General features: G+C 35.1%; 10 protein-coding genes. 9 read left to right on the forward strand and 1 reads right to left on the reverse strand.

Going from position 1 to position 14042, the window contains the following annotated elements:
- Positions 1-99 precede the first annotated feature (99 nt).
- From arfA to larC, 9 genes are all read left to right on the forward strand, one after another.
- Positions 100-1623 carry an arabinosylfuranosidase ArfA gene (gene arfA / locus ACTWP4_RS05455; RefSeq protein ID WP_443127746.1) on the forward strand — a complete coding sequence of 508 codons (1524 nt, stop codon included), beginning with the start codon at positions 100-102 and terminating at the stop codon, positions 1621-1623.
- Between the two features lie 81 nt (positions 1624-1704).
- Positions 1705-3033 (forward strand): glycoside hydrolase family 27 protein, encoded by a 1329-nt coding sequence (locus ACTWP4_RS05460; protein ID WP_443127747.1) that lies wholly within the window; start codon positions 1705-1707, stop codon positions 3031-3033.
- A gap of 12 nt (positions 3034-3045) precedes the next feature.
- Complete coding sequence (locus ACTWP4_RS05465; protein ID WP_443127748.1) at positions 3046-4524, forward strand: alpha-N-arabinofuranosidase; 1479 nt, start codon at positions 3046-3048, stop codon at positions 4522-4524.
- A 539-nt stretch (positions 4525-5063) separates the two neighbouring features.
- Positions 5064-5420, forward strand: a complete 357-nt coding sequence (locus ACTWP4_RS05470) for a hypothetical protein (RefSeq protein ID WP_443127749.1) — start codon at positions 5064-5066, stop codon at positions 5418-5420.
- Between the two features lie 397 nt (positions 5421-5817).
- Positions 5818-6699: a carbohydrate ABC transporter permease gene (locus ACTWP4_RS05475; RefSeq protein WP_443127935.1), complete on the forward strand. Its 882-nt coding sequence runs from the start codon at positions 5818-5820 to the stop codon at positions 6697-6699.
- Positions 6699-7541, forward strand: coding sequence for a carbohydrate ABC transporter permease (locus ACTWP4_RS05480; protein ID WP_443127750.1), 843 nt, complete (start codon positions 6699-6701; stop codon positions 7539-7541). Before ACTWP4_RS05475 ends, ACTWP4_RS05480 begins: the two co-directional genes overlap by 1 nt.
- Positions 7542-7560: 19 nt before the next feature.
- A complete protein-coding gene (locus ACTWP4_RS05485; RefSeq protein WP_443127751.1) occupies positions 7561-8181 on the forward strand; it encodes a YesL family protein in 621 nt (206 codons plus the stop codon).
- A gap of 269 nt (positions 8182-8450) precedes the next feature.
- Positions 8451-9785 (forward strand): ABC transporter substrate-binding protein, encoded by a 1335-nt coding sequence (locus tag ACTWP4_RS05490; protein ID WP_443127752.1) that lies wholly within the window; start codon positions 8451-8453, stop codon positions 9783-9785.
- 698 nt (positions 9786-10483) lie between these two features.
- Positions 10484-11254, forward strand: a complete 771-nt coding sequence (larC, locus tag ACTWP4_RS05495; RefSeq protein WP_443127753.1) for a nickel pincer cofactor biosynthesis protein LarC — start codon at positions 10484-10486, stop codon at positions 11252-11254.
- A 441-nt stretch (positions 11255-11695) separates the two neighbouring features.
- Here larC and ACTWP4_RS05500 read toward each other — a convergent pair whose 3' ends face one another.
- On the reverse strand, positions 11696-13999 hold the full coding sequence (locus tag ACTWP4_RS05500; protein WP_443127754.1) for an AraC family transcriptional regulator: 2304 nt from the start codon (positions 13997-13999) through the stop codon (positions 11696-11698).
- Between the last annotated feature and the right edge of the window lie 43 nt (positions 14000-14042).

Here is a 14042-nt window from a genome sequence, read left to right on the forward strand (position 1 = left end):
CGTGTTTGATCATGTACGTTTAACTTACTTTTATGTAAGCGTATTAATTTATTAGTGGTGTTGTAACTCATATTATTTTTTAAAGAAAGGATGAAAGAAATGGCAAATGAAACAGTAAAGGCAAAGATGGTAGTAGACAAAGAGTTTCAGATCTCGGAGATAGACCCTAGAGTTTACGGATCATTTATCGAGCACTTAGGAAGAGCGGTGTACGGTGGAATCTATGAGCCAGATCATCCTACAGCAAATGACAAAGGTTTCAGGCAAGATGTTATTGATTTAGTAAAGGAATTACAAGTACCAATTGTCAGATATCCTGGTGGCAACATGGTTTCAGCATATAACTGGGAAGATGGTGTAGGTCCAAAAGAAGACCGTCCGAAACGTCTTGAGCTAGCATGGAGAGTAACAGAAACAAACCAAGTTGGTACAAACGAATTTGTTGACTGGGCAAAAGCAGCTAATACAGATGTTATGATGGCAGTTAACCTAGGTACTAGAGGAATCGATGCGGCCAGAAATCTATTAGAATATTGTAATCACCCCGGAGGAACATATTGGAGTGATTTACGTAAATCACACGGGTACGAAAATCCACACAATATTAAAACTTGGTGTCTTGGTAATGAAATGGACGGGCCATGGCAGGTTGGACAAAAAACTGCCCATGAATATGGCCGTCTAGCATATGAAACAGCTAAAGCAATGAGACTTGTAGACCCAGAAATAGAATTAGTTAGCTGTGGTAGCTCTAATTCCAATATGCCAACATTCCCTAGCTGGGAAGCAGAAACATTAGAGCATACCTATGAGGTAGCAGATTATATCTCATTACACCAATATTATGGTAATCGTAGTGGTGACACTGCTAACTTTTTAGCGAAATCATTGGATATGGAAAACTTTATTCAAACCGTAATTTCTACATGTGATTATATTAAAGCGAAAAAACGTAGCAAGAAGAATATGTACCTAAGCTTTGATGAATGGAATGTATGGTTCCACTCAAATGAGCAGGATAAGGAAATTGATCCATGGACAGTAGCGCCACCACAATTGGAGGATGTTTATACATTTGAAGATGCTCTTTTAGTAGGTAGTATGTTAAACACGATGTTACGTCACTCTGATCGTGTGAAAGTTGCTTGTATGGCTCAACTTGTAAACGTTATCGCGCCAATAATGACAGAAAATGGTGGAGCTGCATGGAAGCAGACGATTTTCTATCCATATTTCTATACGTCTGTATATGGACGTGGTGTAGCACTTAATCCAGTAGTAAGCTCACCTAAATATGATAGTAAAGATTTTACAGATGTTCCATATCTGGATCCATCAGTTGTATACAATGAAGAAAAAGAAGAATTAGTTGTATTTGCTACGAACCGTCACTTAGAAAAACCATTAGAAGTTGATATCGATGTTCGTTCATTTGAAGGGTATGAAGTGGTTGAACATATTGTTCTTGAAAATGAAGATGCGAAAGCTGTAAACCTTGTTGGTCAAGAGAATGTAAAACCACATGCTAATGGAGAATCTTATTTAGATGATGGAAAGCTAGTAGGTATTTTCCCTAAATTCTCATGGAATATGATCCGTTTAAAAAAAGCAACCCGTAATTAAATGAAATAGATGGAGGAGTGTATTTTGTATACCTCCTCCCTATCTATTTCCTTATTGTCCTAGGAAAGGCAGTGGTTTTAAATGATACACCATCAATATGCTGTTACACCACCAATGGGCTGGAATAGTTGGGATTGCTATGGTGCAACAGTAAGAGAAGAGGAAGTAAAGGGCAATGCAGATTATATGGCTGAACATCTTAAACAATATGGATGGGAATATATTGTAGTGGATATTCAATGGTCAGAATCTGGAGCAGTTTCATCTGCGTATCGCCCGTTTGTGCCTCTAGAAATGGATGAGTATTCCCGATTAATCCCTGCTGAAAATCGTTTTCCATCAGCAAAAAAGAACCAAGGATTTAAACCATTAGCAGATTACGTTCATCAGTTAGGCCTGAAATTTGGTATACACATTATGCGAGGTATACCTAGACAAGCAGTACATCAGAATACGAAGATTCTAGGTACTGAGAAACGGGCGAGAGATATTGCAAAACCTAATTCTATTTGTCCTTGGAATACAGATATGTATGGCATCGATCATACAAAAGAAGGAGCACAGGAATACTATGACTCTCTCTTTCAATTGTATGCTGAATGGGGTGTCGATTTCGTCAAAGTAGATGATATTGCGGATTCCAAGTTATATGGAATTCACGAAGATGAAATAAAAATGATCCGAAAAGCAATCGATAACTGCGACAGACCAATGGTTCTAAGTCTATCACCTGGTCCAGCGCCACTTGAACACGCCAGTTTTTTGGAAGAGAATGCCAACATGTGGAGAATGACAGATGACTTTTGGGATATCTGGGATTTACTTTATGATATGTTCGATCGATGCTATAAGTGGAGTAAAAATATTGGCCCAGGTTTCTGGCCTGATGCTGATATGCTTCCTTTAGGACATATTGGAATACGTTCTGTAGATGGAGGAGCGTCAGATCGCTATACAAGATTTACGAAAGATGAACAAATAACTATGATGACTTTATGGTCCATTTTCCGTTCACCGCTTATGTTTGGAGGAGAACTAAGAGATATTGATGAATGGACACTTTCATTATTGACCAATCATGAAGTCTTAGAAGTACACAAAAATAGCTATGGTGCTCGTCAAGTTTATCGGGATAATGATCGTGTTGTCTGGAGTTCATTTGGTGATGATCAGACTTTGTATGTAGCATTATTCAATATCGCTGACCAAAAACAAAAAATAGAAGTAGTTATAGATGATTTAGGTATAACCAATAATCAAGCGGGAATTCGTGATTTATGGGAACAACAAGACTTAGGGATGATAACGGAGTCATTAGCTTACGAATTAAACCCACACTCATCCAAATTATTAAAGATAACAGATGTTACTATTGAAAGTTGTCATAAAGGAACACGATTAAATTTATAATGAGGTGAAAGTATGACGAAAAAAGTAATTGTCAATGCAGATGTCGGAAAAGGTACGATTAACAAAAATATATATGGACATTTTGCAGAGCATTTAGGACGTTGTATTTATGAAGGTTTTTGGGTTGGCGAAGACTCTGATATACCGAACACTAATGGAATTCGAAATGATGTTGTAGAAGCATTACGTAATATCAATATTCCGGTGCTTCGTTGGCCAGGAGGCTGTTTTGCTGATGAATACCATTGGAAAGATGGTGTAGGTCCAAGAGAAAACCGTAAACGTATGGTCAATACACACTGGGGTGGTGTTATTGAAAACAACCATTTCGGTACGCATGAATTCTACATGCTTTGTGATATGTTAGATACAGAGCCGTATATCAACGGAAATGTAGGTAGTGGAACAGTACAGGAGATGTCTGAATGGGTTGAGTATATGACCTTTGACGGTGAATCTCCAATGGCTAATTGGCGTAAGGAACACGGCAGAGAAGAAGCTTGGAAATTAAAATATTTTGGTGTAGGTAACGAAAACTGGGGATGCGGTGGAAATATGCGTCCGCAATACTATGCTGATTTATATCGTCGCTTCCAAACATACGTAAGAAATTATGGCGATAATAAGATTTTCCGTATTGCTGGTGGTGCCAATGTAGACGACTATAACTGGACAGAAGTATTAATGAGAGAAGCTGCACATCTGATGGACGGCTTAAGTTTACACTATTATGTTCACCCAGGTGGATTCTGGAATAAAGGGCCAGCAACAGGATTTTCGGAAGATGTATGGGATATTACTATGCAAAAAACGTTACACATTGAAGAATTAATTGAAAAGCATGGTACGATCATGGATAAGTATGATCCGGAAAAACGAATTGCCATGATTATTGATGAGTGGGGTGCATGGTATGATGTAGAACCAGGTACAAACCCAGGATTTTTATATCAGCAAAATACGATTCGTGATGCATTGGTGGCAGGCGTTTCACTTAATATCTTTAATGAGCATAACGATCGTGTTCAAATGGCGAACATTGCACAGACGATTAACGTTATTCAGTCTATGATTTTAACGGATAAGGAAAAAATGATATTAACACCTACGTATCACGTATTTGAAATGTATAAAGTACACCAGGATGCGGAGCGCTTAGATTTAAACATCGAAAGTGGTTCCATTAAAGTAGGGGATAAAGAAATTCCACAGGTATCAGCTTCTGCATCAAAAGCAGCAGACGGCTCAGTTACGATTACGTTATGTAACTTAGATAAAGCGGAAACAGCAGATTTAGAGCTTGATTTGCGAGGTATAGATTTAACTGATGTTTCGGGCCGTATTATTACTGCGGATGAAATGGATGCTCATAATACGTTAGATAACCCAGACAATGTCAAACCAGAAGCTTTTAATGATTTTCAGACAAATGGTAGTGAATTAGCCTTGACATTACCTTCGAAGTCCGTTTTAAGTATTACGATTAAATAAGAAAACGAATGAAAGTCGGTAAGGCCATCCTTATCGACTTTTCCTTATTTAAAGCATATACAGGGGTTTAGGCAACTCACACTCTGCGTGCTTATATAAGTAATGAAATAATACGCGTAAAAATGACCTTTATATATATGTAATAATGGTGAACAACTTTAACCAATAAGAGGTGAATAGTGTGGATATTTATAAAGAATTGGCATTGCTAAAAAAATAGTATGGGATGCTGAAGAAATTGAAATACCTGAAGTATTTATCGCTAGACAAGTAGTAAAGCAAATTCCAGAGTATCTAAAAGCAAAAAAACATGCTGAAGCCCTAGTTGTATCTGGTCAAAGCACATCATAGGTTATTGGATAGAGATTAACAAATAAGTTAATCAAAAGCAAAGTAGAAGCAAATGAAATATTACTAAGGCAAACAGAGGATCAACAAGTGGTCGCATAGGAACAAACAGTAGTTGAGTTGTCTCTGGTGGTGAACATCCCTTTTCTCATTATTGGGAAATGACTATGTCAAAATAATAAAAACAATACTTGCATGGGGCAAAAGTAGGAGCAACGACTACAATAACTACAAACTTGTATAAGATGCTTGCTGATCAGTTGGATATTTCAGCAGTAGGAGATGAACCATATTGTTCACGATTAAAGCGCCATTGGTCAAAGATGCAAAGGTTAATTCAAGCAATACTTGATATAGTAGCGCTTAAAACTTATTTAGCAAAAGTTGGTGGACCAGTTAGTTTCGAAGAACTGCAGCTTGATCCCACTGTTGTAAATAATAGTTTAAATGAGGCACATAATTTACGCGATTGTTGTACAGGCCACTGGTTATTAAACAAATATAAGACAAGTTATCTTGATTATGCAGACGATCGCCTACCAGTTTAGCAGGAAAATCCGAACAATCAATCTTTTATATAGGTTATCGTTTGGATAATGGAGTTGATTTCTATTTAATAAAAGATATTAAATAATTGATTAGTAAATAGAATTGATAAAATAATTTACCAATTAATTCTAAGTTGAATATATTTGTTTATAAAATTAGTTTTTTTTTTAAGAAAAAGATTGAAAAAACTTATACAGTTATATATAATAGAACCAACACCACTTATACGTACGTTTTAGTAATGATCAATTTAGATATGTTACTGAAACGACTAGTGCAACAGTAGTGAATAGGAAGTCTGTAATTATTGAAAGCGTATTCATTTGAGGAGGGGTTACAGTGGCAACAAATCAGACAGTTAAAACGGTTGATACAAATAAAGGTCCAAGCCCATTGATGAAATTTTTAAATTCCAAAAAGGTTGTACCTTATATCTTTGTATCACCATTTATTATTTCTTTTTTAATACTAACTGTTTATCCAGCAATTCGTGGTATTATCATGAGTTTCCAAAGTGTACTACCAGGCCAAGTTGAATTTATTGGATGGCAGAATTATGAAAGGGTTTTTAATCCGACTTTTTATAAAGCGTTAACAAACACGTCGATATACGTAGTCTTAACGGTTGTAATATTAACCATATTACCAATTATTTTTGCAGTTTTATTAGATTCGAAAGTTGTAAAGTTAAAAACTTTATTTCGTGCTTCTTTATTTATGCCGACATTAGCTTCAACAATCGTAGCCGGTATGATTTTCCGTTTGATGTTTGGGGAAACGGATACAGCTGCGGCAAACCAAATTTTAAACTGGCTAGGAATGGGCTCAGTTGATTGGCGATTTCATGCATGGTCAGGGATGTTCTTAATGGTTATGTTGTGTGTGTGGCGTTGGTTAGGGGTTAATATCCTTTACTTCTTAGCTGCACTGCAAAATGTGCCAGATGAATTATATGAAGCAGCAGACATTGATGGCGCTTCTATATTCCAAAAATTTTGGTATGTAACATTACCTTTCTTAAAACCGGTTACAATTTTTGTAGTAACTATTTCAATTATAAACGGTTTCCGAATGTTTGAAGAGAGTTTCGTATTCTGGGAAGCTGGTTCACCTGGGAATATTGGTTTAACAGTTGTAGGTTATATTTATCAACAAGGTATTCAACAAAATGACATGGGATTCGGTGCAGCCATTGGTGTTATCCTAATGCTCATAATCTTCGTTATTAGTTTTATTCAATTAGTTCTAACAGGTGCATTCAAGCGAGGTGATGAATAATGAAAAGCGAACAAAAACAAAAGACGTTAACATGGGTCGCTACTATTGGCATGGCTATTGTATGTTTGATTGCTTTATTCCCAGTTATAATGCTATTAATTTCATCTTTAAGACCTTCATCAGAATTGATGCGTACAGGTATTAGTTTAGCATTTGATTGGAGCATACTAAATTTTGATAACTATGATTATATCTTTACACAAGCAGGAGACTATTGGACATGGTATACGAACAGTTTAATTATTTCTGCTGTTACCATTGTGCTATCCTTGTTCTTCTCCTCAATGGTAGGTTATGCCTTAGCAGTATATGACTTTAAAGGGCGAAATTTATTCTTTACATTTGTTGTATTCATCTTGATGGTGCCTTTTGAAATCTTAATGTTACCATTATTCCAGATGATGATTAAAGTTCAATTAGTAGATTCATATCTTGGTGTAATTTTACCAATGGTAGTAGCACCAATTGCAGTATTTTTCTTTAGACAATATGCATTAGGATTACCAGTACAATTAATGGACGCAGCACGTATTGACGGTTCCACTGAGTATGGGATTTTCTTTAAAATAATGCTACCATTAATGGGTCCATCACTTGGTGCAATGGCAATCTTGCAAGGTCTTGGAAGCTGGAATAACTTTTTATGGCCGTTAATCGTATTACGTTCAAATGATATGTTTACTTTACCAATTGGTTTGGCAACACTATTAACGCCGTATGGAAATAACTATGATGTGTTAATTGCCGGGTCGGTAATGACAATCGTACCAATCATTATCTTGTTTATTTTCTTCCAACGTTACTTTGTTGCTGGTCTAACAACTGGGGGAGTAAAAGGATAATATTTAGGATGTGACAAAGATGTTTGGACAACAATTTGTAGGTTCATTGGATCGACTTTTAAGAATAATCCTACAGGTAGCATGGCTCAATTTCTTATGGATTTTATTCACTTTAATAGGTCTTGTAGTAGCTGGTATTTTCCCAGCTACTACAGCGACTATAAGTGTGGCAAGAAAATGGGTGCAGAAACAAGAAGATATACCCGTTTATAAAGCTTTTAAACAATCGTACAAAACAGAGTTTATAAAATCGAATATCATAGGATTCATATTAACTGCTATTGCTACTGTACTGTTCTTGAATTATCAAGCTCTATTACAGTTAGGTGACCAAGTACCAATAATTGTTGTTTTTGCATTTTACTTTGTTATTTTCTTGTACAGTATTATAGTAATTTGGATCTTTCCATTATTAAGTCATTATCAATCAAGTGTAAAACAATATTTCAAAAATGCCTTCATTATAGGAATAACAAAAATGCCAACTACAATTCTTATTGGTCTAGTTATATTTATAATTCTTTATATGTCTTTAGAGGTACCGAGTATGTTGTTGTTCTGCACAATAAGTTTAATCAGTCTAGCAGTAGCATTCTTTTCAATGAGGGTGTTTGAAAATATAGATAAGAATGAAGCTTAATAAAGAATGTACGTACTAATAACACAAATATCAATTAAACATTTATGTTAATTAAATACTTTTGATCAGCAACTTAAGAAACTTATTGACAAATTTTAATAGTAATGATATCTTATAGTTAATGCAAGAGTAAATATAAGCGAAGTTAATACTTCTGTTTCTCTATCTTGTACGAACAGGTGTAAAAAGATAACTTCGTTTATTTCTTTCACTTAGTTGAAAGCGGTTACTGATTAGGTTTTCAATCTAAATATTTAGGGGGTAAAAAAATGAAAAGAAAAAGTTTGTTAGCCATTTTATTTGGAATTGTTGCTATGTTCCTTGTAGCTTGTGGCGGTGGAGATGACTCGTCAAGTGAAGCAGAAGATGTAAGAACAGTTGGTGACGATATAGAAGGTGCTACAGAATTAACATTATGGGTATTCGCAGCTCAACACGTTGATTTTTATGAAGATGCTGCAAAGAATTGGAACGAAGAAAATCCTGATAAGGCAATTAAATTAACAGTAGAAACTTATCCATATGATCAAATGCATAATAACTTATTACTAGCATTACAATCAGGAAGCGGTGCACCAGATATCGCTGATATTGAAATAGGTCGTTTTCCTAACTTTTTAGAAGGTGAACCACAAATATTACCAATGAATGAACACGTTGATCCAATTATTGACGAATTTGTTAAGTCGCGTTTTGAGATTTACTCTAAGGATGGAAAGTATTATGGAATGCCAACACACGTAGGTGCATCTGTAATGTATTATAATACTGAAATAATGGATGCAGCAGGTGTAGATATCGAATCTATCGCTACTTGGGATGACTTTATGGCTGCAGGTGAAAAAGTTGTTGCTAACACGGATGCAATGATGTTCAACACATTCCCGGGAGATTATTTACCATATTTCCAGATGGTATCTCAACAAAAATCAGATTTTATCGATGAAAATGGTAATCCTACCATAAATCGTCAAGAGAATGTTGATGCGTTACAATTATTATTAGATATGCAAGATGCAGGAATTGCGGAAGTTGCACCAGGTGCACAACCACACGCTGAAGAATTCTATTCTTATATGAATGATGGCGGTGCAGCTGCAATCAGTATGCCGATTTGGTACATGGGACGTTTTACGGATAGTATGCCAGACTTAAAAGGAAAAATGGTAGTTCGTCCAATGCCAGCATTTGAAGAAGGTGGAAACCGTTCTGCTGGTATGGGTGGTACAGGTACAGTCGTAACAAATCAGTCTGAGCACCCAGAATTAGCTAAAGAATTCTTGGCATATGCTAAACTTTCTGAAGAAGGTAACGTTAAATTATGGACTATCCTAGGATTTGATCCAATTCGTCACAGTGTATGGGATGATGAGAGAGTATTAGAAGATAATAAATATTTCCAATATTTTGGTGATGATATCTTTGATACGTTAACTGAAATTCAAGACGAAATTGCTGCTACAAATGTAACACCATTAACACCAGATGTTGTAACAGAGCTGAACACGAATACACTTAATAATGTATTACGTGATGGTTCTAAAACACCACAAGAAGCATTAGATGCAGCACAAGAGAAAGTGAAATCACAAATTGTAGAATAATTTAAATGTCAAAGGACTATTCAAAAAGAATAGTCCTTTTTCTTTACAAACAAAAAGCATATACGAATTGTATCATCGCCTTCAAAAACTCACTGTGATTCCTTCTCAATTGATTCACAGTCCCATCGCTATGTCTCTAAACGGGTGCACTTAAGCTTTTAAAGGAAAGAAAGATTAAAATTGTTTACTAAATACATAAACTACGCAATAACCTTATCAGAGGTTTGCTTTCTCCCAATCTTTCTTGCAGGGAGTGTCATGGCACCGCTCCGGCAGAATACTGCGCTTTTACCCAAAGGGCATAAGTCAACATCTGCTCAAGCAAGCTTTCGCAGTGTATCCTATACCGTGGGCTCGGCTTCAGCTAACTTTGTGAAGAAAAGCCCTCCACAAAGTGGATCTTCAACTTTCGTTGTCCCACAGGAGTCTTCGTATTCTGCCTCCGCTCATTTTAGTGTTTTAATTATTAGGAGAATAGAACTCCTGGAACTTTTAATTTTGGCTTTCCTATCACTTTACTTAAACATTTTTCCGCAGCGACGATCAAGCACTTATTATCGATTAAAAAGAGAGAAAGTAACCCTATACAACTTCGCAGTTTGTATCTAGTGTGAAATAAGTGCTGTGTTTCTAATTGCTTGTGAATGATACATTAAGATAAAATGGCATTAAGAGACAAAAAAATGGAGGATAATAGCATGGCTAAAATTTTGTATTTCGACTGTTTTTCTGGGATAAGCGGAGATATGACGATTGCAGCATTATTGGATACAGGTATCTCATTAGAGTGGTTTGAGAATCAGCTAAAAGCATTAGAATTAGATAAAGAGTATCAATTAAAGCTAGACAAAATACTAAAGAACGGGATTAATAGTAATAAGTTTGATGTGAACTATGATGACCACCATCATCACCATCACCATCACCATGATCATCATCACGGCCATTCTCATCATCACCGACAATATAAGGATATTGTCAAACTTATTGAGGAAAGCGAACTTAACGATGCTGTGAAAAAAATGTCTTTAGAAATGTTCCGTGTCATAGGTGAAGCGGAGGCAAAAATACACGGCATGAACCTTGAAAGTGTGCATTTTCATGAAGTAGGTGCAATAGATTCGATTATTGATATTGTTGGTACTGCTATACTAATAGATGAATTACAGGTCGATCGGATAGTATCTTCTTCTATACCAGTTGGATCAGGACACATACATATTGACCATGGAGTTTATCCCGTGCCTGCACCAGCAACATTAGAAGTCTTAAAAGGTGTGCCATTAAAAGAAAGTAAAATAAATGGGGAATTAACAACCCCCACAGGAGCATCTATTATTAAGACTTTAGCTAATGATTTTTCCACTATGCCAAACATGAAAGTGGATAAAATAGGGTACGGAGCAGGTACGAAAACATTTGAAGACCACCCTAATGTTTTAAGAGTAATAATTGGGGATATTTTGTAAAAACTCCAGAGTGAATATTGCCTGTCCATAACAAAGAGAAATCTCGATTTTTTTCATAAGGGATGAAAGAAAAAAGACATCTCTATGCCTAGATCTTCCAATGAAGTACAGGTTGTCGAAGTGTAACAAAATTCATCTTTTAAGAGACTCATTTTGCATTTGAGCGAGCGAATCCTTATTATCTACTTTTTTAAGGCATTCACGCAGAAAGTGGAGGGTCGAATCCTTATTATCTGCATTTTTAAGGCATTCACGCAGAAAGTGAAGGGTCGAATCCTTATTATCTGCATTTTTAAGGCATTCACGCAGAAAGTGAAGGGTCGAATCCCGATTATCTACTTTTTAGAGGTATTCACGTAGTAAGTTAAGAGAGCGAATACGGATTATCCGTTTCGCTCTTCTTTATATGCATGATACTTGATTATTTCGTCTATTCTTTTCTTATGCTTCTTTACTTTTATATTGCGCTCGGTATTTACCTGGCGTAATTTCCTCCATCTTTCTAAATGAACGGATAAAGTTTTGAGAATTATTATATTGTAGCCTTTCTGCAATCTCTTTTACTGACATATTAGTAGTTGTTAGCCATTCCTTCGCTTTGTTGAGACGATAACGAAGTAAATATTCACTAAAAGAGTATCCTGTTTCCTTTTGAAAAATACTACTTAAATAGTTTGGATTATAGTGTAACTCGGCAGCAATAAGATCTAGTGAAATATCTTTATTGTAATTCTCATGAATAATTCTAATCATCTTATCAGAGATTTTTTTATTTTTCGAATCATCTTTTGCATCAATACTCTCGATAAGAGGGACGACAATTTGATCACTTACCCATTCATGGATTGCTTCTATGGAGTTTAGGTTTTGATAATACGTAATCATATCTGTAGATTGGAAACCTTCCACACTTGCCCCAAGTAGTTCCTTTAACTCATACAATTCATATAAGAATCTAGATAAGATAATTTCTAACTGTTGATGGTGAATATCATTCCTGTCGACATAATCAAAAAACTTAGCAAGTTCTGATAAGGCATGTTCTTGATCACTCAATTTAATAGCATCAAAAATTTTATTCTTAATGGCTGTCGGATATGGTGCTACACTAGAGTAGCGTCTATTAAGATTTTCATAGAAAATGATGGATGCTTCGCCCATTTTTAGACGATATTTTAATGCTTCTTTACTTTCTTTAAAAGCTATATTTGAATCTTCTAATTCGGTGTAGCGGTTGCTAATACCGATACTCACAGACAGATGAAATAACTCCATTACTTTGTTTTGGATTAGTTTCACCTTCTGATTAATAATATGTGTATAATCAGATTCATTCTCGCACTCCGTGATAATAATAGTGGATTGCGAGTCATTAATGACTACTGGAGTAAATCGATCCTTATTTGGTATAAGATCCTCAATTAAATTGTTAATGGCAAAAAGAATCAAATCCTGGTCATTTTTATTGAATTTCTCCTGATCTATTTCATCTAATTTTAATGAAAAGACCGTTAATCCTGTCCAATTTTGGTTGTAATTAAAGGATTTCACTTTTAGCGGAAGTTCGCTACTCGTTACTTTTCCTTGTAATAACCGGATCATGAAAAGTTGTTTTAATTGCGTAACCTGACTCTGAACACGTTTTTCTAACAAATGATTCTGATTTAATAATTTTTCGATATGTGTCTCGATTAAATCGAATTCGTTAGTGGTATTGTCTGGTTCATTCTTACCTTCACTTGATAAATCTATAACACTTTTTAATTTTTTGACAGGTTTATATAGCACTTTGCTACCGATGAAGGCAATACATAAAGAAATAATTAATAATATCGAAACAATTAATACCGTTAACCAGCCGATAGAACTCGATTTCATATGCAGGTCACTTAATTTAACTAAAGAAAGATAAGTCCAGTCATTATATTTTGAAGTTTGATAAGAAATTTTAAAATCTGTTCCATTAATTTGATACTCGAATTGGCCTTCTAATTCATTATGGTCAATCATACTAAATAATTTATTTGGGATATATCCATCTTCACCTGTGTATTCCGCATTACTGTGGGCAATCGTCTGATTATTTTCATCTAAAATAATAAATGATTCACTATCATTACTTTGTGCCATGATTTCATTTAATTCACAAGTAGGGACTAGAACGGATATAAGACCACTAGGTTGAGATGACAAGATCGGCAATTTTTTCACTAAATTAATATAATGGGAACAGCTTTTCTTCGTCGCATTTGGTAAATTTATTTGATCTGCTTCTTCCTTAATCCAAACAGATTTGTCGGGTAAACTTAAATAGTTTGTGTTTATTTGTTCATATGCTTTATTATCTAGGTGTACTAAACCATCGTTATTTATGAGCCACCTCTTATCTAAACTTACCAATATAACATCTTCAATTCCCGTTTCAATGGTTTGTAAATGATTTAAATCTTTTCTTAACTTGTGAAAATCGCTAAATGCACTACCATTCATAGTTTCGTTTAAAAATTCCTGTGTTTGAGCAGAACGCACAAAATATGTTGTAGATAAATCAATATATTTTAAAACTTGTTCCACGTTAGTTTGTATTTGATAAATATTTTGCTTTTTTTCGTCATTGGAATAATCCACAATAGCTTTAGACGATTGCCAATAAGATAAGCCACCGGTAATAACAACAGGAACCGTACTTAAGATGACTAAGAATGCAATCAGTTTAAAATAATGTTGAGTAGATAGTTTTTTCATAGGCATACTTCCTTAATCGTTATATTTTTAACAGTGGTATAGC

It is taken from the genome of Gracilibacillus sp. D59 (genome assembly GCF_052246695.1).
In the GTDB taxonomy this organism is placed as follows: Bacteria; Bacillota; Bacilli; order Bacillales; family Amphibacillaceae; genus Gracilibacillus.